This window comes from Rhizobium sp. 007 (assembly GCF_015353075.1).
In the GTDB taxonomy this organism is placed as follows: Bacteria; Pseudomonadota; Alphaproteobacteria; order Rhizobiales; family Rhizobiaceae; genus Rhizobium.
This window is the reverse complement of the sequence record NZ_CP064190.1, coordinates 45,021-67,751: the sequence shown is the minus strand read 5'-3', so window position 1 is coordinate 67,751 and position 22,731 is coordinate 45,021. Positions and strand designations below refer to the sequence as shown.

Below are 22,731 nucleotides of genomic sequence, written 5' to 3'. Positions count from 1 at the left end.
GCCCTCTTTATTCCGAGGATGCTCCAATCACTCCTCCCGTCATGCAGCGTGGCTGCCATTGCCACAGCAGAGGTGGGATTTCCACCCCATCTCCGCCAAGCTGGAATATAAATAAAAATATACGTGCACATATACTTTCGTAGTTTTGTTTTAACGGTTTATAATCAACGAGTTATTGGCGCATAGCGAATCTGGCACTAATATATACAAACTTATATTTTGTTCTCCACTTGCTTCTATAGTGTTTTCAGTAGACGTCTCCTTATGAAGGAGGCGTGACTATGCTGAAATCGTCAACAACCGAAGTGATGCCACAGGGAGTAGAGATCGAAGGCGCAATTGGAGAGTGCGGTTCGGTCGAGGGATCAAAGGCTACGCCCTACGTGCCGAAGAGCATCGGCACTGTCGAGGATCGCACGGCAGCGTTACGCACCTTGATCCAATCGAACGAGCTCGCCTTTCTGATGGAAGCTCATGATGGCCTTTCGGCCGCCATAGCGCGCCAGGCCGGGTTTGCCGGCCTTTGGGCGTCCGGCCTCTCGATTTCGGCGAGCCTCGGCTACCGCGATGCGAACGAGGCGAGTTGGACCGACGTCGTTGAGGTCGTCAGCCGCATGGCACATGCAAGTGATCTGCCAATCCTTGTCGATGGCGACAGTGGTTTCGGTAACTTCAACAATGCACGGTTGCTCGCGGCAAAGCTGCTGCAGCGCGGCGCGGCGGGCGTGTGCCTCGAGGACAAGGGTTTTCCGAAGATGAACTCCTTTGTCGGCGACCGGCATCCGCTGGCCGAAATCGGCGAGTTCTCCGGACGCCTCAAGGCGGTGAAGGACACTACCGGTGGTGATCTCGTTTTGGTCGCTCGGATCGAGGCCCTGATTGCCGGCCACGGCCTCGATGAGGCACTGGCACGCGCGGAGGCTTATGCCGCAGCTGGGGCGGACGCCATACTTATTCATTCGCGGAAAAGCGAGCCCGCGGAGGTTCTTGCGTTCGCAGATCAGTGGCAGAACAAGATGCCGGTTGTGATCGTGCCCACGAAATACTACCGGACACCCGTTTCGGCGTATCGGGAGGCCGGCATCTCGACCGTCATCTGGGCCAACCACGCCATGCGCGCGGCCGTGGCCGGCATGCGAGAGGTTTGCAGCCGGATTTTCGCCGAGGAAAGCATCGCCGGCATCGAGCCGGAGGTTGCGACGCTCGACGAAGTATTCGGATTGCTGCGTTACGAGGAACTCGCGGCGGCGGAAGAGCGATATCTACCGAAGCACGGCTAATTGTGCCGCTGGCATGCCGGCGGAGGACTTTAACACGCGATCGCCAGGAGGCGCACATGCTTGCGCACAGGACGAGTCTCTTCAAATCATCCCGGACCGCTGCAGCGCGCGCCGCGGCGAAGGCAGCCTCCGATGCCGGCAAGGAGATCATCGACCTGACCGCCGGCGAGATCTGGGCTGATCTCGCTCCAACAATTCGGGAGGGCGCGATCGAAGCAATCCGGCAGGGAGTGAACCGCTACACAGATACGGTGGGCATAATGGAATTGCGCGAAGCGCTAGCTAGGAAGGTTTCGACAGAGACCGGTCAGTTGTGGGCAGCCAACGAGATCGCGGTTACAACCGGCGCCAAACAGGCTCTCTTCAATGCTGCCATGGTGCTGCTCAATCCTGGCGACGAGGTCATCATCCCGGCGCCCTATTGGACGACATTTCCCGCTCAGGTGCGGATCGCCGGCGGTATATCTGTCCATGTAGACACTCGGTCCAATGGTTACGCACTTCGCATCGAGGACATCGAAACTGCACTCACCGCACAGACCCGTGCGATCGTGATCAACACGCCGAACAATCCTACGGGCACCGTCTACGACGCCGAAATACTACGTGGCATCGGGCAGCTTGCGATCCACCATGACCTTTGGATCATCTTCGATGAATGCTACGGCGAGTTCATCCACACCGACGTAGCCCATCATTCGATCGTATCGGTCCTCCCGGAGGTGCGGTCTCGGACACTGATCGTCAACGCTTTCAGCAAATCGCTTGCGTTGACCGGCTGGAGGATCGGATATCTCGCGGGTCCGGATTACGTTATCAGTGCCGTGAACGCGCTCCAGTCCCACACGACATCAAACCCTAACGTGATCGCCCAGCACGCTGTGCTTTACCATCTCCAGAACAGCGACGGCAGCTATGAGCAACTGCTTCGATCGCAGCTCTCAACTGCGCGGCAGGTCGGGCTTGGCGTCCTTTCGGGTCTGTCCAGGATCCAGGCACCGACGGCAATGGGCGGCTTCTATTTCTATCTCGACCTCAAAAGCATTCTGGCGCCGGAGCCCTGGACGCTGGTGATCGGCGACCGCGACGCGGACATGCTGGTTTGGGAACTGATCGCACAAGCGGGGGTCGCGACGGTCTCCGGGACCGCGTTCGGCGACCCGTTCAGCCTTCGCCTTTCCTACGGCGTTCCGCCCGACAAGCTGGAATCAGGCCTTGGTCGGCTAGTCAAGTTTCTCAACGCTTGGGAAGACGGCAAGACGCGTCCGTGTCAACAATAGGAGGGGAACTGCTATGGCAACGAATGCTCCAACGAGAGCTGTCATATTGGCTGCGGGCATGGGCTCTCGCCTTCGACCGCTCACCGATCTTCGGCCAAAGCCTTTGGTCGAGGTGAACGGGACCCCGATCCTTCACAACGCTTTGCACAACCTTGAAGCCCTTGGCGTCGGGGAGGTGACCATCGTTGTCGGCTACCGCAAGGACGCCATCCAGTATTCTTGCGGCAATTGGTTTGGGAACATCCACATCAGCTATGTCGAATCTACGGTCTTCGACAAGACCGGCAGCGCATACTCGCTTTGGTTGGCTCGCCATGCCTTGCTGTCAGGCGATGCCTACCTGCTGGAAGGCGATGTGTTTTTCGAACTCGACGCCCTCCGCAATCTGACTCTATGCGATGCAGGTAATGTCGCTGCGGTCGCGCCGTTCGAGCGATCGATGGAAGGTTCCGCGGTCATTCTTAATGACAAGGGCTACATTTCCGAGGTCAGGATGAAGCAAACCGCGTCGGATCTCAACGAGGGAGCGCAGCCTCTTTTCAAGACCATGAATCTCATCCGTTTTGCCGGCGAAGATTTGCGGCAGACCATCGTTCCGTATCTCAACGATCTCATCGGCTGTGGCGCCGTGACGTCCTATACCGAGGAGCTGCTGTCGCAGCTTATCGAACGTGAGGGTCTTCGGATCGCGGCTGCCAAATGCGATGATGTCAGGTGGTACGAGATCGACTGCGAGGCTGATCTGCGCATCGCGGAGGCGATGTTCATCACACGTGAGATGGCCTGTTAGCCGTTTGTGCCTGGAGACAAAGCATGCTTCGCTACCTCATCGATCCTGCCAATGCCATAACCACGGCCGGTTTGCTGTGCTCATCGATTTCTCTGTATCTCGCTTTGAATCGCCAGATCGAAATAGCGATAGCGGTGGCTTTGTGGGCCGTTCTCGCGGATCATCTGGACGGCGTGGTGGCTGGGCGCACACCGAACCGGCATCGACGGATTCGGCGACATAATTGGTTCTGTCGCAAAACTTTTCACCGGGTTTGCAACCAGTATGGTAGGCGTAGATCCGGGTTGAAGATGAGCAGGCAGATTGAGTTTCCCGATCATGGTCGATTTCAAAGGCAGTCATTACCCGAAAGACGTGATTTTATACGCGGTATTTTTCTACGTGAGATATGCGGTCTCCTATTGTGATCTGGAAGAGATTATGGCCGAGCGCGGCGTTACCGTTGACCACGCGACGCTGAACAGATGGGTCGTGAAATATTCGCCCCTGATTGCCTCCCAGGCCCAGCGGCGCAAATCCGCAACCAGCAGCTCCTGGCGGATGGACGAGACCTATATCCAGGTCAAAGGCAAGTGGACCTATTTCTATCGGGCTGTCGACAAATTCGGCAAAACCCTTGATTTCATGCTGTCTGAGCACCGCGATGAGGCCGCGGCCAGCGCTTTCTTCGCCCGCACGATTAAGACCAATGGCTGGCCCGAAAAGGTCGTCATCGACAAGAGCGGCGCGAACCTGGCAGGATTGCAAAACATCAACTGGCTGCTGCTGTTGTATGGATGGTTCTGGCTGATCGAGATCCGGCAGGTCAAATACCTCAACAACACGATTGAGCAGGACCACCGGTTTATCAAGAAGCTGACCCGCCGGTACTGTCACATTGATTGAGCGGTAAGGAAATTGAGGTAGCAGCGCACCCATGACCGTGAGTGCACCGACCTACAAGAACCACCGCTATCCGATCGAAATCGTAGCCCGTGCTGTCTGGCTCTACTTTCGCTTTAATCTGAGCCTGCGCGATGTCGAGGAAATGCTGCTCGATCGCGGGATCGTCGTTTCCTACGAGACCATCCGCCGATGGTGCCGAAAGCATGGCCTTGATTATGCGCGCCGCATACGCCGCAAGGCGCCGACGAAAGGCGATGTCTGGCACCTCGATGAAGTCGTGGTGCGCATCAACGGTCAGAAATGCTGGTTGTGGAGAGCGGTTGATCAGGACGGATATGTGCTCGACGAGATCGTCCAGACGCGCCGTAACACCAAGGCGGCCAAGCGCCTGCTGACGCGACTTCTGAAGAAGCAGGGCATGCCGCCAAAGCGTATGATCACCGACAAATTGCGCTCCTACGGGGCGGCCAAACGCCAGGTCATGCCGAACGTGGAACACCGCTCGCATAAAGGCTTGAACAACCGGGCGGAGAATTCTCACCTGCCGTTGAGAAAACGGGAGCGAACGCGACAGGGTTTCCGGTCGGTTGGCTCATTGCAACATTTCGTGTCGATCTTCTCCGTCGTCCGAAATCTCTTCGTCCCTTCCCAGACCAATCGCTCCGCAGCACAAATTCGAACCCATCGACGCCAGGCAATGGCCGCGTGGGAAGCCGTGAGTGCACGGCCTGCCTGAAAAGCGCAGGGTCGGCCTCACGTGGCCACATTCAAACAACGTGACAACGCCCTCTCCGCACATCCATTCTTATCGTCCGCCGCCTTCCCGCGTCCTCTGCTGTTGGGTGCACATCGCTGATGAGGGGATTTCCAGCGATTCTCGGCCGCCTCATAGCAGGGTTTCGGAGGCATGTAGGATATATTTTAGGATATAGGATCCTCTATATTCTCTCCTATATTGAGTAACCGCTTGGCTCCGTGCGATATATTCTGGAATATAGGATTCCATGAATAATATAGAGGATAATATATTATTTATACCACTTGATTACTTTACCAAAGTCATTGAACGTCAGCTTTATGAAGGTGATGACAATGACACGACTTGCATCGACGGCTCCGAATACAAAGAACGGCCATTATGAAAAGGCACCCGCGGCGATTCTGCGGAACCTGGTGCTCTCCAACGAGGTCGCATTTCTCATGGAGGCTCACGACGCTCTCGCCGAGCGGGCCGGGTTCAAGGGCCTCTGGTCGGCTCCGCCTGACACCGACGCCTGCCGACGAAATCATAGAAAATGCTGCTGGAGGGACGCGCAGATGCTGGCGCAACGGACAACCTTGTTTGGATCATCGGGCACTGCCGCCGCCCGCGCTGCAGCAAAAGCGGCGGCCGATGCCGGAAAGGAGATCATCGATCTTACCGCCGGCGAGATCTGGAGCGACCTTGCCCCGACTATCCGCGACGGCGCCATCGATGCCATCAACAAGGGCGTCAACCGCTATACCGACACCGTCGGGATGGCGGAATTGCGGGACGCTTTGGCGCGCAAGGTTTCGGTGGAAACCAGCCAGATCTGGACGGCCGACGAGATCGCCGTGACGACCGGCGCCAAGCAGGCCCTGTTCAACACCGCGATGGTTCTGCTGAACCCGGGCGACGAGGTCATCGTTCCAGCTCCCTACTGGACGACCTTCCCAGCCCAGGTGCTGATCGCCGGCGCGAAGCCCGTCTTCGTCGATACCCGAGGAAACGGGTTCGTGCCGCGGCTGGAAGACCTCAAGAGTGCCATTACAGGCAAGACCCGCGCAATCATCGTCAACACGCCAGGCAATCCCACGGGGGTGGTCTACGACCGCGCAACCCTGGCCGGCATCGCCGCGCTCGCGATCGAACACGACTTCTGGGTGATCTTCGACGAATGCTACGGGGCGTTCACGCATTCGACCCACATCCATCATTCCATTGTTACTGTGGCGCCCGAGGTCCGCTCGCGGACGTTGATCATCAACGTGTTCTCCAAGACCCTGGCGCTCACCGGGTGGCGGATCGGCTACCTTGCCGGCCCAAGGGACTTCATCAGCACTGTCAAGGCGCTGCAGTCCCACACCACATCAAACCCGAATGTGATCGCGCAGCACACGGTGCTCGCCCACCTCGAGCGGGGTGACGGCAGTTACGAGAACCAGCTGCGCGCGCAGCTGGCAAGCGCGAGGCAGCAGGGCCTGAAAATTCTCTCGTCTCTCGAGCGCGTGCCGGTGCCACGGGCCCAAGGCGGATTCTACTTCTACCTCGACCTTTCGGACCTGCTGCGCCCAACAATTTTGAATGGCGCGACCCGAAACGCCGATGACGTCGTCCACACCCTTCTCTCGAGAGCAGGTGTCGCCGGGGTGTCGGGCACGGCCTTCGGCGATCCACTGGGCCTACGTCTCTCCTATGGGATTCCGCTCGACCGTCTCAAAGCCGGTCTCGGACAGCTCGTTGAAACTCTGAACGCCTGGGAATGATCCGCCGACGGCGGCGCTGCCGCACGCAAAGAGAGGAAGGACAGCTCAAAATGACGACGTCTCGCGTACCACAGATGGCCGTGATTCTTGCAGCGGGTTTCGGAACGAGGCTACGGCCGCTGACCGATCTTCGGCCGAAGCCCCTCGTCGAGGTCCACGGCGTCTCGATCCTCCACAACGCGCTGCGCAATCTGGAAGCGATCGGCGTCCGGGATGTATCGATCGTCGTCGGCTACCGCAAGGACGCCATTCAATACGCGTGCGGCCGAAGATTTGGAGGGCTCGAGATCGACTACATCGAATCCTCGGTGTTCGATAAGACCGGCAGCGCTTACTCCCTGTGGTTGGCGCGTGAGGCCCTGCTGCAGGGAGATAGCTATCTGCTGGGGGGCGACGTCTTCTTCGAAGAGGACGCATTGGGCCGGCTTCGCGAAGATCCGTCCAGCGATGCTGCCGATGTCGCCCCATTCGATGAGAGGATGGAAGGTTCCGCGGTCGTTCTCGGCCCCGACGGAATCATCACCGAGGTCCGCATGAAGCAGACCGCCGCCAACTTATCGGTGACGGGCGGCCCGGCGCTTTTCAAGACGATGAACCTCCTAAGGTTCTCGGGAGAGACCTTGAGGAAGGTGATTGTACCGGTGCTCGACGACCTGATCGGGTCGGGGGCGACCAAGGCCTACACCGAAGAGCTGCTTGGGCATCTGATTGAAAAGAAGGGCCTGAAGCTCGGCGCGACCCGTTGCGACGATCTCTTGGTACGAAATCGACAGCGAGGCGGACCTCCGAATTGCCGAGGATCTGTTTTCGCCAGCCCCGAATATAGCCGCGCACCAACCGGCGCGTTTCGGGACGAACGAGCATATCGATCGCTTCAATCGCTACTTCCAAGAACCCTAACGGAGCGGCGGAGCTGGCCGGGCGCGAGTACTGGCTCGCCGCCACGTTTGATGATGTGAGATGACGGAGGAGTCGCAGTGCTTAAATACCTAATCGACCCGGCCAACGCGATCACCACCGGCGGCCTCCTTTGCTCCGCACTTAGCCTTTACCTCGCCATGGCTGGTCACCTCGACCTGGCTGTTGGAGCAGCTCTTTGGGCAGTCTTGGCTGACCATCTTGACGGCGTCGTGGCAGGACGCACGAAAAACCGCGAACCTAATATCGCAAAGATGGGAAAAAGCCTCGACGGATTCGGGGACATTATTTACGGCGCCGTGTTGCCCGCCGTCATTATCATCCAACTCAGCCAAGCATCGAGCCTTTCGCTAGCGACTGGCACGGCATTGCTGCTAGCGGGCGCGATTAGGCTCAGTTATTTTGCCAATTTTGGACTATCGAACGACGGTCGCTTCCTGGGAGTGCCGCTGTCCTACGATATCCCGGCGCTAGCGCTTCTCTTTCTTCTACGGCCCATTATTCCCCCAGGTAATTTTGTGGTCATCGTAAACCTAAGCTTCCTACTACTTGCAGCGTTACATGTCGCCTCGATACGGGTGAAAGCTCCGAACGGGCTCATGTACACGGCCATCGCACTATTCTCGGTCATTGCCTCGGCCAGTCTCGTTATTCGCGCAATCGGATAGGTCAGCCGCGCGGCAATCGCGGACATCAAAACGAACGGATAGGACCTTCTCATGACCGCTGGCGCAAACGTATCAACTGCTCTTCACCCATTTGCTGGGAATACGTCTACCGCAGGTAGTCGTCTGGTAAATGATTTGCCCGGCGGATATTGGCAACATGACCTGGCGGACCATGTTCTCTTGGTAAATAACTATTTCCCGCCAAGTACGCTCCTCGAAGAGCTTCGGGTCGCTCTTCCAAAATTGCTTGGCAGCTACCCGTCGCCGCATCAACAGATCGCAAAGCAGATTGGGGAGCTCATCGAACAGGACCCCAATCGACTCGTGGTGTGCAACGGTGTTGCCGAGATCATTCCGGTGCTTCTCAGAGGGCTTGGTCTTCGGATCGCCGTTCCTACACCTTCGTTTAACCCCTACGAATACACTGCGCTTCCCGGTCGCCTGGTCCGATTTCCCCTCAGTGCTCCGTCGTTCGATCTCGACGTCGACGAATTCGCGAGCTTCGTCGAGAAGACCGACGTTGATGCGGCAATTGTAATCTCTCCGAACAATCCGACGTCAAGAGTTGTCGGAAAGGAAAAGCTGGTCAAATTGGCGACACGCCTCGGAGAGCGCGGCAAAATGCTTCTTCTGGACGAGTCGTTCGTCGAGTTTGCAGATCTGGGCCATCACGAAAGTTTAGAATCTGACTTGGATGCTCTCAGTAACGTCGTGGTTTTAAAGAGTCTTGGAAAAATCTATGGTTCCTGCGGTCTGCGTGTTGGTTATGTCCTCTCATCAAACACTGCCTTTGCGGAGAGGCTGCGAGAATTTCTTCCGATCTGGAATGTGAATTCGCTTGCAGAATTCTTCCTCAGCCGCATCGGCTCCCTCCGCTCGGAAGCAGAGGCGAGTTGGAAACAGGTTCGAGCCGACCGCGACAATTTATTTGGGCTGCTCTCCTCGATCCCAGGAATGATCGTCATTCCGCCTCACGCTAACTTCGCGCTGTGCCGTACTCCGGACGAATGGCCGGACGGACCGGCTCTGGCCGATGCACTCCTCGAGCGGCATCGCATTCTTGTTCGGCACAACAGCGGAAAAACGATGGGCGAGGGCGGTCGCTATCTGCGAATCGCTGCGCGTCGCGCAGCTGACAATCAGCGCCTCGTCGACGGCCTAGTGGAGACGGCAGCAGCGATTGCCGGCAGGCGCGACGAGGTCTCATAGAGACTTTCTGCCGGAAACCCGCTCACCAGGCATGCGATCTTTATTGAAGAACAGACGCTGAGTGATCAATTTGTAGGAAACATCTATGCGAACGTTAAAGGTGTGTATTTGCGGCGGCGGACGAACAGCGCACCTCTATGCCGCCCTGTTTTCGCATGTCACGGGCGTGGAGATTTCGGTTTACACTCGAAAAGCAACTGAGCTCTGCGCCGCCATGCCGCCCAAAGGATTTTTGGCGGTCCTTCCCGATGGAAGCGAGTGTCGAGGTCGCCCGCAGAATATTTCGAACAGTCCTCGCGACACGATTGTCGGCGCGGACGTTGTAATCTTGGCTGTTCCGGCTCATGTAAGGGCGCTCATCCTTGCGTCGATAGCCCCCTTCGTTGACCGGCATCATCCCGTCTTTGTCGGGGCCATTCCGGGCAATGCCGGTTTCGATTGGCTAGCCGATAGCATGTTGCCACCGAACGTCGTGATCTGGGGAACCAAAGATGCGCCGTACACAGCATACAATTTGGTGCCTGGCGTTTCCGTAGCTGCCGGTGGCGGCCCGAGGACCCACGTATTCGCTTGTCACAAACCGGGCCCAGGCGACCAGGTTGATGAGCTAAAGCACATACTGGAGCATCTTTTCCGGGTTGATTTTATCGTCGCCAGCAGTTTTCTCGAACTCACACTGGCGTTCGGCAACCCGGTGCTGCACATGCCGGCCCTCTACGGTCTTATCGGCCCGCATTCGGATAACCCGGACGCCAACTTCACTGGCCACCACGGCTGGTGGCGCGACCTGACCGAACTTGGCGCAGCCTATATTGAAGAATGTGCTGCCGAGCAGTATCGGCTGATCGAAAGGGTGAGAGTCGAACACGGGTGCGATCTTGCATCCTTGACGCCGCTGCGTGACGATCTTCTCCGAAACTATCAAGACTTTATAGCCGACGGCTCGAGCCTTCACGCCATCTTCAAAACGAATCGAGCATTCAAGGGAATGGTTCCGCTAGTCCGCGCTAGCAATGGGATTGGATTTGGAATCGATTTTTCTCATCGAATTTTCTACGAGGACACCCATTTCGGACTGTCACTGCTCGTGGCAATCGCGCATCGACTGAACGTTGAGACGCCTATGCTCAAAGAGATCGCCGCCTGGGCTGAGACGCTTAGCGCGCCGGATTTTGGAAGGGCCACGGACTATCTCCCGCGGAGTTTTCCACAGAACGCCGGCGGCATAGCCGTTCAGTTCAATAGAGTTCCAACCGCCGCTCAAACAAATTGGAACACTCACGTATACGATGAGTGATAAATCCATATCGGAGTTACACAATGCGCCCTTTACTCGGAAAGACATCGAATGACTTCTCGCGCGTCGCGCCAGCGTACCTCTTCAGGTACTTGTACTCGCGCGAAGTCATCGATCTCCTGCGAGCCGCGAGAGGGGCACCAAACGGAACTTTTGCAGATATCGGTGCGGGCACCGGGACCCTAACCAACATGATTGCGTGGGCGGGCTGGCGTGGGCTTGCGATAGAACCGAGCGATGAAATGCGCGATGTGGGAACGAACGCGGTTGGAGCCGCACAGGAGGTTTCCTGGCAGGCGGGCACTGCGGAGGCGACCGGCCTTCCCGACGCCTGTGTCGACTGGACCTGGATGGGCGATGCATTTCATTGGACGGATCACAAGTGCGCCTTGCGGGAGATACGGAGGATCCTGCGGCCGGGCGGGCAGTTCACGGCGATTTGGTGCCTGCGCGACCTTGCCAACGACCCCTTCCAACGCGAGGTCGACGGGATCGTCAGAAGCATGGTTCCCGGAATTCGCCGCGTATACGAAGATATAGAGGAATTGTTCCCACGCCTCTCCCAAATATTGACGAGCGATACCTCACTTTCCCAATGCATACACGTCGAAGGCTGGCACAGTGAGCTAACAACTAGGGACCAATATCTGAACATGTTCCGCTTGTCCTTCGATATTCAGAGCCAAGCCGGGCCAGAACGATGGACGAATATCATTTGCGCGATTGACGAACTTATCGGAGATCGTCCGAACCTGAATTTATCTTACAACACTCACAGTTGGACAGTCGAAGCAGTTTAGGCAGATTGCGCGGCGAGCGGACCGGGCGGCCAGCCGATCATTTCCACTCGTTCGTAACCTATTCGATAAGTCGCACTAAGATTAGCGTCCCTGCTTCATTTAGGGCGATCGATTTTATGTGTCCGATCCGAAGTCTAAGGAGAGTGGGATGGCCGCGGCCGGAACTCATCACATGACAATACAAAACACTCTAATAGTCACATGCTTGGGCCATGTCATTGTCCAGTGCAATACAGCGATTCTGAATCTTGCTATTTATCGGATCCAGATTGAGTTTGGTGCAGACGTCTCTTCACTGCAGTGGATCGTGAACGCATATATGCTCGCGTTCGCAGCCCTTCTTCTATCGGGGGGTACGCTGTGCGATCGTCTCGGGTTGCGACCAACGTTTCTTTGGGGTGTCGGCATTTTCGCCTTCGGTTCTTTTGGCACCGCGGCCGGCACAACTATCGCATCCCTCGTCGTCTCCCAAGCGCTAGCCGGTATGGCGTCAGCGCTCATTATCCCATGTTCCCTTGCACTCATTGCCAGGGAATGTGACGGAAACCCTCGGCTCAGAGCACGGTCGATCGCAGTCTGGACGGCCGTGGGCGGAGCGGCAGTTGCGCTTAACCCGGTAGTCGGCGGATACCTCATGACGATTGCTGGATGGCGGAATGCGTTTGCGGCCGAGGGTATTTTGTGTCTGGCAACTGCCCTCTTCGCGCTTCGCTATATTCGCGCCACACCGAGAAATGCCAAGGCGCGGTTCGATCTTGTGGGACAAACATTTGTAGCCCTCACGCTCCTGGGTTTCATCGCCGCTGCGATCGAGGCGGGGCGACGTGGCCTCACGGAACCGCTGGTGGTCGGCTTCCTTCTCCTAGCTGTCACAGCAGGCGTGTCCGCGCTTATTATGGGACGGCGGCGAGGCGAATCCGTATTGCCTTTGGATCTCTTTGGCCGAGCAGGGTTCACTGCCGCCATTGCCGTTAGTTGCGTGACAAATATAACTTACTATGGCGTCGTGTTTGTGCTTTCGCTCTACTTCCAGCGACAGCACGATTATTCTCCCGCGGAAACAGGGCTAGCTTTTCTGCCGTTCAGCTTTGCCTTCGTGTTGGCGAGCATCGGAGGTGGCTGGCTCGGCAGCGTATTCGGTCCGCGCCTACCACTAATCGCCGGCTTAACGGTCGCGTGCATTGGGTACTTTGTGCTTTATTTCTACATGTCGGAGAGCTTAGTTGATCCGAGCATTGTCGCCTTTCTGCTCATCCCAGTGGGAATGGCGGGGCTGATAGCGCCGGCTGCGACCGACATTCTCTTGGGAAGCGTAGCGCTCGACCGGGCCGGCACGGCAGGTGCTTTCCTAAATACTGCCAAGCAAGGAACTGGCGCAATTGGGGTTGCCGTCTACGGAATAGTTGCGACTGGTGGGCCAGACCTACTATTTTATGGACTAAAGCTTTCGTTCCTGACTTCAGCGATTTTGTTTTTTCTAGCACTTGCAGCGTTTCAAGTTTGCATGGGGAGGACTGCCCGATGGTAACTACATCCCCCAAGTTAGTTCGTATGCATTTGCATCTTTGAACAGGGGAGACTTATCGTGAAAATTAGCGACGTTATATTTCCAACCGGTCAATCTGCGTATTTCCACATCGATTTCGCGGCGGTTCGGTTGGGGCGCGTTGTCGACGGCTTTACTTATAAGGGACCAGTTGCGACCCCACATTTCAGCACTATCGCCGAGCCAGCGAAGACAATCTCGGTGGTATTAGTACTCGAAGACGGCCAAGTAGCATTCGGTGACTGCACTGACGTGGTCTACTCAGGCGTATACGGCAGAGATCCCATTTTCCTCCCTTCCATGCACCTGGACCGTTTAAATGGTGAAGTTGCTGGCATGTTGAGAGGTCGGGATATCAGTTCCTTTAAAACAGTTGCAGAGGAATTTGATGCCCACGACAGTCGTGGCACGAAACTTCATATTGCGGTGCGTTACGGGATCACGCAGGCGCTTCTCCATGCTGTATCGCTCATTGGAAGAGAGACGATGGCGGAGGTCGTAGCACGAGAATACGAGACAGGTATTTCGACTACTCCAATACCTATACTTTCGACTGGCGAACTTGATGACCCAAAGCAACTCGACCGCATGATACTTAAACGCGTGGATCTGCTTCCGCACTCGTACTACCAAAATGCGCAGCAACAACTTACCGCTGGCGCGGAGAATTTATTTGAGTACATCCGGTACGTGGCGTCGCGCATTCTGGCGATCGGAGACCCGGGGTACCAACCTCGCATAGTTGTCGACATGGGCGGAACTCTGGGCGATCTGTTTAGCAACAACGTGTCGGCGATTGTAGCGTGTCTTGGCCGCGCCTCCGAAGCAGCGAAGCCCTTCGACTTAGTTATCGAGGGACCGGTAACCGGCGCGACGCGCGACGAACACCTCACGCTTTTTCACGAAATCCGTGTGCAACTACGAGCGGCAGGGATCAACGTTCCAATTATCGCGGATGAGTGGTGCAATACCTTCGACGACATCAAAGCGCTAATCGCCGCCGACGCAAGCGATTTCGTGCAAATCAAAATGCCCGATCTCGGGGGTATTAATAATACGATCGAGGCAGTCCTTTATTGCAAAGAACACAGAATGGGTGCCTTTCTCGGGGGAAGCTATAACGAGACGGATCAATCTGCGCGTGTCTCGACACATATCGCTCTTGCGACTCAGCCGGACTTTATGGTTGCGAAGCCTGGCCGAGGTGGCGACGAAGCGCTCATGATTCAGCGCAACGAAATGTCCCGAAGCATAGCGTTGATGCATCATCGATCCATCGGCAACCTCAGCCGAGGTCGTTTGGGCTGACCTTTCCTCGGCCGCCGTCTTGGTTCATTCCGATCCCGGTGTACGCAGCTCTGAGCGTCATTGTCGTCACACCGCCGCGCTTTGGATTGGTAGGCCGCCCTTGTGAATGCGCTATGTGTAGGGCCCGCTGATCACGTGGCGGGCCCACGGTAGGGTGGGCCGGTTTTGAACGATCCGCCACGCAGGTTGGAGCGTTCGAGCGGCAACCGCACGCGCCAGTCCATCTCATTGTCGCTGCGCACTCGATAGGGCTGGCTACGTGGGCAATGATATCGGCGCCGACACCTCGCTGCTCAAGTTCACGGCAGGTCGATGCACACGTTCACATAGGTTGCAGCGCCAGCCTAGCCCAACCGTTGACCCGGTTCTCCCCACTCCGAAGCTAACTTCATTCCGACGGTTCCTGGGCATCGAGTCCGATGGCTGCGCAGACGATGAGGCGACGTTGCCGCCGGGTAGCCAGGTTGCAGCACGACCGCGACCTCCCTCAAACCCGCCCGCGCGTTCTTAACCCCACCGTCCCCGACAACGATGCAGTCGCACGTCTCTCGCACAGAAATCCCGAAGGGAGAGCTTCCTCTAGAGATGGAAGAAGGTCGCGATACGCGACGTGTTGTAGCAGAAAAGTATGGGTCTGGTCTTCCCCAACAGGCGCCGTCGCCGGCTAAGTAAATTCTCGTGCCGCATTGATCTAGGTGCGGTCCCATCGCCGCTTTGCTCAGCCCTCTCCTCGAAGCGCAGGGACCCGACCTCATCACATGAAGTTTCTCTGCAAAAAATCCTGCCACCGTCACAAACCTGTAAACGTTCCTACCTATTTAAGCCTCATGTATTTCATGGGAGCTTCAGGTGTATCTGATCGAAGACTTAAGTACGAATATGACACGGCATCATGTTATCCAAGTTTCCGATTTACATCTCAGCGAGGTCCGCGCGTACAATCAACACGGGTGGGAGTCTTGCCTTTCGTATATTGCGCGCGAGAATCCCGATATGGTTGTATCGACAGGAGATCACGCGCTTGACGATCCGGATTGCTTAGAAGACCACGTCTTTGCTAGGTCGCAGTTGGATCGAATTACTGTTCCGTGGTCGGCCGTGCCTGGAAACCACGATATTGGCGACCTGAACCCCAACCCCTATCTAGGACAACACGTCAATCACGAACGGATCGAGCGCTACTTAGGAGTATTCGGCACAGATCGCTGGACCCGCGAGCTCGGCGCATGGCGCCTCATAGGTCTCAATGCGTTCCTCCTTGGCAGCAATGTGCAAAGAGAGGAGGACCAGTATGACTGGTTACTCGACATCGTATCGCGCGACCGGACCCGCCCACTCGCCATTTTTCTTCACAAGCCGCTGTGCGTGGAAAGGCTCGATGAGGATAGTTCCCCTGATATTTGCGTGGTCCCGGAGGGCCGCAACCGCCTACTAGCCGCACTTGGAGATGCCAACCTCCGCCTCGTAGCGTCCGGCCACAATCATCACTACCGCAGTTTCGTAACTGGCTCGATCGCAATGGTTTGGGCACCGAGTACAGCGCAGATATTGCGGATGCCGCGATCTTTTCGTGCTTTGTTGAAACCAGGCGTCGTCCACTATTGGTTAGACGACGCAGGTGGCTTCGAATTCACCCTCGCCGAACCGCCCGGCATCGTACCCAACGACATTACCGAACTTTTGGCACGCCACGGTGCCATGCGAACTGTCCCACACCTCCCCTTGGCGTCCCTCGGCGAGGAAACAGGGCGATTACTCATGGCGTGATTGGGCCGGCGGGCAACAAACGCCGAAAGCGAACACCCCCAAGTGCCGGACACTCGGCTGAAGCTCCTCAGACCGGCGTTAGCGCGGGTTGATCCCGTCCTCGAACGCCAACTAAGAAAGGCATTTCGTCATGCAATTTTGGCTTCCTCGCATACCTGCTTTGGCTGGCGCCCTAGCAATTGCCGCTACGCTCTTAGGAACGGGGGCTAGCGCTCAAGACCGCCCCAATCTCACAATCGCTGTGAACTCCCTCGGGTCGAAGATGGACCCTGCCGATACACCGCTTGCCACGGAATTGCGGGTCTACGGTTCGGTTTTCGACAACCTCATCAGGCGGGACTACAAAGCCGAGAGCCTCGATCCGTCGAAGGGTTCTATTCTCGTTCCGGCGCTGGCGATGGCGTGGAGACGGATTGACGGCCGTACTGTCGAGCTTGATCTCCGGCAAGGCGTAAAATTCCACAACGGAGACGAGTTCACCTCCGATGACGTTGCCTTCACCTTTTCCTCGGAGCGAATCTTTGGCGAGAGTGCAATGCTCCCGTCGGCCAAAGCGTTTTTTGGATGCTGGAAGCCTGCCGAAGTCGTTTCCCGCTATAAGGTGCGAATTGTAAGCTGCGAGACCGATCCGACAATCGAGTTGAAGTTAGCGCATTATTCTGCGGCGATCGTCAACAAGCGCGCATATACGACAAAGGGGCAAGCGGCGTTCAAACGAGCACCGATCGGTACGGGACCCCTAAAATTCGTCGAATGGAAAGACGGCGACCATATCAAATTTTCCGCTTTCGACGACTATTTTGGCGGGCGCCCGAGCTTCAACACGATCACCTTTCGGGAGGTGCCTGAGACCGCAGCCCGCGTGGCCGGACTGGTCAGTGGCGAATTCGATCTGATTACGCAGATCACGCCCGACCAGTTCGCGACGATCGAGGCAACCACCGACCTCCACGTGTTGCCATCCCTATTGGATCAAATGCAACAGCTCTGGATGGTGGCCACCGAACCGGTCGTTGCGGACAAACGAGTTCGCCAAGCTCTAGCGCTCTCAATAGATCGCGACGCGATCGTCCAATCAATTTGGAATGGAAAGACCAACGTCGAGAACCAGTTCCAACTACCCGCCCTTGGTGCGTTGTACGATCAAAGCCGGCAAGGATTTAAGTTTGATCCCGATCGCGCGCGGAAATTGCTCAAGGAAGCAGGATACTCGGGCGCGCCTGTAACGCTTCGGGTGCTGGCCAATTATTACGTCAATGGCGAGACTGTCATGCAGGCCATCCAAGCCATGTGGCAGGCAGTCGGTGTCAACGCCAAGCTCGAAATCGTCGAGAATTGGTCGCAGGCTTTCGCTCCTGGCCGTGCGGCCGTAATGGGAGGTTGTGGTTTCGAGTTCGCCGCACCGGAAGCCTTGGGGTCGTGCTTCTTCGGCAATCAATCCCTTACTCGCCAACGCGGCTTTCCGAACGGTGTCCCAGGACTCGACACTCTCGCCAATAAGCTGGCAACGCTCGACGGGGACAGCCAAAGGGAAACTTTCCGGGGTATCCTCGATATCCTGGGCGACGAGGTTCCCGCGTTCCCGCTCTACCGGACGCCACAGTTCTTCGCGGCGAAGCGCCGTATTCTTTGGTTGCCGACCGCAGATTACAGAACGGACTTCCGTCCAGACAATCTCGCCTTTGCTCGAGCCGCAAACTAGGGGCCGCGCTAGTGTCGCTGATTGAACTGAGTTTCGAAGAAAGCGGTCGGGCGCTGCGAGGTATCGCAGCACCCACTCCTTCGCCAACACCCTACGGCAACGACCTATTGCGGATCGAGAATTTCAGCGTTCGGCTCTCGGGCCGTGATGGCCCTATCCATGCCGTCAGGGGCATTTCGCTTAGCGTTCGCGTTGGGGAATGTTTGGGCATCGTCGGCGAGAGTGGCTGTGGCAAGAGCACTCTTTGCTCGGCGATCCTGTCCCTCCTACCGGATAACGCGCAAATCGAGGGCCAAATCCACTTCAATGGATCAGACGTGCAACGCTTATCGTCCGAAAAGCTCGCCCGTTTGCGTGGCCGAGAGATCGCTATGATCTTTCAGGATCCGATGGGCTCGCTAAATCCTGTGCGCCGCGTCGGAACCCAGATTGCCGACAAGCTTATCGTTCACAAGGGCTTGTCGCGTACGGCAGCGCTTGCGGAGGCGGTGAGACTTCTCGACCTCGTACGGATGCCCGCCGCGCGGGCACGATTGAATGATTTTCCCCACGAGCTCTCGGGTGGAATGTGCCAACGCACAATGATCGCCATGGCGCTATCATGCGAGCCGAAACTTCTCATCGCAGATGAGCCCACGACCGCCCTCGACGTTACCATACAAGCTCAGATACTGACCTTGCTGAGTGACCTCCGCCGCGAGCTCGGGATGGCAATCATCCTCGTCTCCCATGACCTTGGTGTCATTGCCCAGACCTCCGATCGAATTGCCGTTATGTATTCCGGCGAAATCGTGGAAGAGGCCGCAACCGACACCGTGCTGGATCAGCCGAGGCATCCTTATACCCGCGGCTTGATTGATGCGTCGCCCGACATCAATCGAGTGGCAGACACATTGGTCACGATACCGGGTAGTGTGGCATCGCTTTCCAACGCGACGATTGGTTGCGCATTCGCGCCTCGCTGTCAGGCGGCGCAAACTAAATGTTGGCAGGTGACGCCCCATCGCACGACTACGTCGAGCGGGGCCGTCATAGCATGCCATTTTCCGTTGGGAACTGGCGAATGAACCCGGCTTCATTACTGACAGTAACGGCCGTGTCGCGGTCGTTCGCGTCGGCTCGCGGCTTGTTTGGGCCGAAGGCACGCACGATAAAGGCGGTCGATGATGTAACATTTTCCATTGGCCGCAAAGAAACGCTCGCGCTTGTAGGCGAGAGCGGATCTGGGAAATCGACAACGGGACGAATTGCGCTCGGGCTCATGAAGCCGACGAGTGGAACTGTTCATTACGAGAACGCAGACCTATTCAAGCTTAGCGAAGCTGCCTGGCGGAAGTCTCGACGCAACATGCAGATGATTTTCCAGGACTCTGCCGGTGCTTTGGACCCTCGGATGCCTGTTGGCGCTCAGATAGAGGAAGTTCTTTCCGTTCATGGATTGGCCGGCGGTAAGCGCGCGCGCCACAACCAGATGGTCGACGCGCTGGATCGGGTTGGCCTTGGCGGAGCCAGCATCGAGCATCGACTTCCGCGCGAGCTATCAGGTGGCCAGCGGCAGCGCATCGCTATTGCCCGGGCCCTGGCGATGCAGGCGAAGCTAATCGTCTGCGATGAGCCGGTTTCTGCACTCGATGTTTCGGTGCAAGCTCAGATAGTGAACCTCCTAATGGAAATGCAACAGGTATTCGGCTTGAGCTACCTGTTCATCTCCCATGACTTACGGGTCGTGAGGCATATTAGCCATCGCGTTGCTGTCATGTACCTCGGACGTATTGTCGAAATCGCTCCCACGGCCGACATATTCAAGAATCCCTATCATCCCTACACGCAAGCCCTTCTGGCGGCGGTGCCCACGACACGCCGGCAACATCCCTCGGCTGGGCGATTGCTCGGTGGCGAACTGCAGGATCCAGCATCGGAAACGTCTGGCTGCCGATTCCAACGCCGGTGTCCCTTCTCACGCGACATTTGCCGATGGGTTGAGCCCGCGTTGGTGGATGTTCGCCAAGGACGCCAGGTGGCCTGCCACTCGGCTGTGCCGGCAGACACTGAAGGCGGTGGCCGCGCATGAGCACTCGGTTCCTGATTGTGAGAACTCTTCGGGCCCTCCTTTCTCTGGTTCTCGTCGTCACATTTGTTTTTCTGATGCTTCGTCTCGCTGGCGATCCGATCAAAATACTGCTGCCCGAAGACACTCCCGCAAGCGTCGTTGAGCAGTATCGCGCCCGCTGGGGCATGGATGCACCGATTTATGTTCAGTATATTCGGTATGTTGCAAGCGTCCTGCACGGCGATTTTGGTACGTCCTTCCGCGACGGACGTCCGGCGCTCCAAGTGGTGACTGAGCGAATTCCCGCAACGTTGATGCTTGGTTTCGCGGGACTGACCGTGGCGCTCATCGTCGGCTTGCCGGCAGGCATCGCCGCAGCAGTGATGCGAAATTCCATTGTCGATCGTAGTGTCATCTCCCTCGCGGTCGTCGGTCATAGCGTCCCAACTTTTTTCTTCGGGATCTTGCTCATTATGCTGTTTTCGATGTCATTGCGGTGGCTTCCGAGTTCAGGAAGCGCGACTTTGGCTCACCTAGTTATGCCCGCGCTGACTATTGGCCTGTGGAATGCAGCAACACTTGCGCGTTTCACGCGAGCGTCGATGCTGGATGTACTGTCACAAGCATACATGAAGACGGCATTGGCGAACGGATTACCCTCATCATGGCGCGTTTTACGCTATGCCCTTCCCAACGCAGCGCTTCCTATCGTCACAATGCTCGGGCTCATTGTCGGCCAACTATTAAGCGGAGCAGTAATCGTTGAAACGGTTTTTGCTTGGCCTGGTATTGGCCGACTCACGGTAACCGCAGTCGCAGCACGCGAGGTGGCTGTTGTGCAAACGATCGTCTTTATCTCGGCCCTAACCATGGTGATGGCCAATCTTCTGGTCGATCTAATCTATGGCTGGCTTGATCCGAGGATCGGCTCGAAGACGGGAGGGATATCGCGATGACGGAGCAAGCCGCTGTGGATCCGATCGGAAGAAGGAACGAGCTCACATCGACGAGACGGCTCCCAAGTCTTGTGATCGTGGGCGCGATATTGTTTCTGGTAGTGGCTGCGATGAGTGCGGCGCTAGCGGACATTCTCGCCCCGTATGGCTACAATGATCAAAACCTCCTCATCCGCCTCAAACCGCCATCGTTTTTGGGTGGGCCGCACGGATACTATTTTGGAACCGACGAACTTGGTCGAGATGTCTTCAGCCGCGTTCTGTTTTCTCTGCGCTTTAGCCTGTTAATTGCGATCACTGGAACTTTAGTAGGAGCCGGATTCGGCACACTACTTGGCTTTCTGGCAGCTCACTTTCAGGGTCTCTGGGAGGATATTCTTTCAGCGCTTGTCGATTTTCAGGCCTCTATCCCATTCATGATCTTCGCCCTGGCCGCGCTGGCTTTCTTTGGAAACAGCGTATTCCTTTTTGTCATCTTGCTCGGACTCTACGGCTGGGAGGTCTATGCGCGACTAGTTCGTGGCCTGGTCCTCTCTGCAAAAGAGTTGGGATACGTTGAAGCGCTACGCAATCTTGGTTTTCATCCAATCCGCATATACTCTAGGCATGTTCTTCCAAACATTGGCGGGGCATTGCTCGTGCAGATTACGCTCAACTTTCCAGGCATTATTCTCCTTGAAAGCGGCTTGAGTTTCCTCGGCCTCGGAATCCAGCCCCCGCTGACAAGCCTTGGCCTGATGATCGGCAGCGGGCGCGAATTCATGACAACCGCTTGGTGGACGGCGGTCGCCCCCGGCACGGTGATATTCCTGACCGCCCTATCCGTAACGCTTGTCGGGGATTGGTTTCGCGACCGGCTGGATGCAGCCTTCGAACTGAACTAAAATGATCCGATAACCACAATCGACAATGCTCGGAATTCCACAGATAGGAGAAGCTAGACAGTGCTTGAACGAAAATCTGGAGAGGCTCTTTGGCGGCAAATTGGTGAAAAAATCGTCGAGGATATCTCCACTCAAGGTCTCGGTCCCGGGTCGCGTCTTCCAACAGAGCCAGAACTCGCATCCCGCTTCGACGTTAGCCGAAACACAGTCCGCCGCGCAATGTCGATGCTCGAAGATGATGGCCTCGTGCGCATCGAACAAGGCCGCGGCACGTTCGTTCACGATGGGATCATCAACTATGAGATTTCGAAGCGAACCCGGTATTCAGAGAATCTAAAACGTCAAGGAGTCGATCCTGGCAAGATATTGAAGAGGGTCGAGGAAGTGCCCGCATCGGACCAGGTTTCGCAGCGCCTTAAAATCAAGGCGGGCGATCTAGTGGTTGTCGTTGAGAGTGTATCGCTCGCGGATGGCGTCATTATCGCGTTCGGCCAAATGTACTATCCGTCCGAACGGTTCCCTGGATTTGCCCAGCTCAAATTGGAGCAAGGCTCAAGTTTACATTTGAAGACCTACGGAATACACGATTATACCCGCCTTCATACCGCTATCACCACGCGCCCGCCGACCCACTATGAGGCGCGCGTGCTTCAACAGCCGCGCTCCCGCTGGGTGCTCTGCACGCAGAAGGTCGATGTCGACGAGACTGGACGCCCGATCTGCTATTCAGAATCAGTCTGGGCCGGCGATCGAGTGCAGTTCATCGTGGAGAGTGATGATAGCGATGCGGCATAGGTTCGCCGGCATTGTTAGGTCAAGACACAACCCCGGAAACACCCCTCGCAAATAGATGTCAGCTTGTCGTCTGGTTGCAGCACAAAAT

The 22,731-nt window shown here is 56.7% G+C and carries 18 protein-coding genes and 2 pseudogenes; all 20 read left to right on the top strand.

Going from position 1 to position 22,731, the window contains the following annotated elements:
• The first annotated feature begins 281 nt into the window (after positions 1–281).
• The 20 genes and pseudogenes from aepX (at position 282) to phnF (ending at position 22,643) form a co-directional block, all read left to right on the top strand.
• Positions 282–1,280: a phosphoenolpyruvate mutase gene (aepX, locus tag ISN39_RS33635; protein ID WP_194732293.1), complete on the top strand. Its 999-nt coding sequence runs from the start codon at positions 282–284 to the stop codon at positions 1,278–1,280.
• 56 nt (positions 1,281–1,336) lie between these two features.
• The gene (locus ISN39_RS33630) at positions 1,337–2,560 is read left to right on the top strand and encodes an aminotransferase class I/II-fold pyridoxal phosphate-dependent enzyme (protein ID WP_194732292.1); all 1,224 of its coding nucleotides are present in this window, start codon (positions 1,337–1,339) and stop codon (positions 2,558–2,560) included.
• A gap of 13 nt (positions 2,561–2,573) precedes the next feature.
• Positions 2,574–3,350, top strand: a complete 777-nt coding sequence (locus ISN39_RS33625; protein ID WP_194732291.1) for a phosphocholine cytidylyltransferase family protein — start codon at positions 2,574–2,576, stop codon at positions 3,348–3,350.
• A gap of 318 nt (positions 3,351–3,668) precedes the next feature.
• A pseudogene (locus tag ISN39_RS33615) lies at positions 3,669–4,214 on the top strand (IS6 family transposase); the annotation flags it as partial.
• A 52-nt stretch (positions 4,215–4,266) separates the two neighbouring features.
• Complete coding sequence (locus ISN39_RS33610) at positions 4,267–4,971, top strand: IS6 family transposase (protein ID WP_194732290.1); 705 nt, start codon at positions 4,267–4,269, stop codon at positions 4,969–4,971.
• A 581-nt stretch (positions 4,972–5,552) separates the two neighbouring features.
• Positions 5,553–6,743: an aminotransferase class I/II-fold pyridoxal phosphate-dependent enzyme gene (locus ISN39_RS33605; protein WP_194732289.1), complete on the top strand. Its 1,191-nt coding sequence runs from the start codon at positions 5,553–5,555 to the stop codon at positions 6,741–6,743.
• A 50-nt stretch (positions 6,744–6,793) separates the two neighbouring features.
• Positions 6,794–7,643: pseudogene (locus ISN39_RS33600) on the top strand (phosphocholine cytidylyltransferase family protein).
• A 77-nt stretch (positions 7,644–7,720) separates the two neighbouring features.
• A complete protein-coding gene (locus ISN39_RS33595; RefSeq protein WP_194732288.1) occupies positions 7,721–8,329 on the top strand; it encodes a CDP-alcohol phosphatidyltransferase family protein in 609 nt (202 codons plus the stop codon).
• A gap of 51 nt (positions 8,330–8,380) precedes the next feature.
• The gene (locus ISN39_RS33590) at positions 8,381–9,538 is read left to right on the top strand and encodes an aminotransferase class I/II-fold pyridoxal phosphate-dependent enzyme (protein WP_194732287.1); all 1,158 of its coding nucleotides are present in this window, start codon (positions 8,381–8,383) and stop codon (positions 9,536–9,538) included.
• An 85-nt stretch (positions 9,539–9,623) separates the two neighbouring features.
• The gene (locus ISN39_RS33585) at positions 9,624–10,835 is read left to right on the top strand and encodes an NAD/NADP octopine/nopaline dehydrogenase family protein (RefSeq protein WP_194732286.1); all 1,212 of its coding nucleotides are present in this window, start codon (positions 9,624–9,626) and stop codon (positions 10,833–10,835) included.
• 23 nt (positions 10,836–10,858) lie between these two features.
• Positions 10,859–11,635, top strand: coding sequence for a class I SAM-dependent methyltransferase (locus tag ISN39_RS33580; RefSeq protein WP_194732285.1), 777 nt, complete (start codon positions 10,859–10,861; stop codon positions 11,633–11,635).
• A gap of 148 nt (positions 11,636–11,783) precedes the next feature.
• Positions 11,784–13,163, top strand: coding sequence for an MFS transporter (locus tag ISN39_RS33575; RefSeq protein WP_194732284.1), 1,380 nt, complete (start codon positions 11,784–11,786; stop codon positions 13,161–13,163).
• Between the two features lie 57 nt (positions 13,164–13,220).
• A complete protein-coding gene (locus tag ISN39_RS33570; protein WP_194732283.1) occupies positions 13,221–14,489 on the top strand; it encodes a methylaspartate ammonia-lyase in 1,269 nt (422 codons plus the stop codon).
• A gap of 849 nt (positions 14,490–15,338) precedes the next feature.
• Positions 15,339–16,256 carry a metallophosphoesterase gene (locus tag ISN39_RS33565; protein ID WP_194732282.1) on the top strand — a complete coding sequence of 306 codons (918 nt, stop codon included), beginning with the start codon at positions 15,339–15,341 and terminating at the stop codon, positions 16,254–16,256.
• 130 nt (positions 16,257–16,386) lie between these two features.
• Positions 16,387–17,958: an ABC transporter substrate-binding protein gene (locus tag ISN39_RS33560; protein ID WP_194732281.1), complete on the top strand. Its 1,572-nt coding sequence runs from the start codon at positions 16,387–16,389 to the stop codon at positions 17,956–17,958.
• A gap of 11 nt (positions 17,959–17,969) precedes the next feature.
• Positions 17,970–19,025 (top strand): ABC transporter ATP-binding protein, encoded by a 1,056-nt coding sequence (locus tag ISN39_RS33555; RefSeq protein ID WP_194732280.1) that lies wholly within the window; start codon positions 17,970–17,972, stop codon positions 19,023–19,025.
• A complete protein-coding gene (locus ISN39_RS33550) occupies positions 19,022–20,029 on the top strand; it encodes an ABC transporter ATP-binding protein (RefSeq protein ID WP_194732279.1) in 1,008 nt (335 codons plus the stop codon). The genes ISN39_RS33555 and ISN39_RS33550 overlap by 4 nt, the downstream gene beginning before the upstream one ends.
• Positions 20,026–20,964, top strand: a complete 939-nt coding sequence (locus ISN39_RS33545) for an ABC transporter permease (RefSeq protein WP_194732278.1) — start codon at positions 20,026–20,028, stop codon at positions 20,962–20,964. The genes ISN39_RS33550 and ISN39_RS33545 overlap by 4 nt, the downstream gene beginning before the upstream one ends.
• The gene (locus tag ISN39_RS33540; RefSeq protein WP_194732277.1) at positions 20,961–21,848 is read left to right on the top strand and encodes an ABC transporter permease; all 888 of its coding nucleotides are present in this window, start codon (positions 20,961–20,963) and stop codon (positions 21,846–21,848) included. The genes ISN39_RS33545 and ISN39_RS33540 overlap by 4 nt, the downstream gene beginning before the upstream one ends.
• Positions 21,849–21,908: 60 nt before the next feature.
• Positions 21,909–22,643: a phosphonate metabolism transcriptional regulator PhnF gene (gene phnF, locus ISN39_RS33535; RefSeq protein WP_194732276.1), complete on the top strand. Its 735-nt coding sequence runs from the start codon at positions 21,909–21,911 to the stop codon at positions 22,641–22,643.
• Positions 22,644–22,731 lie beyond the last annotated feature (88 nt).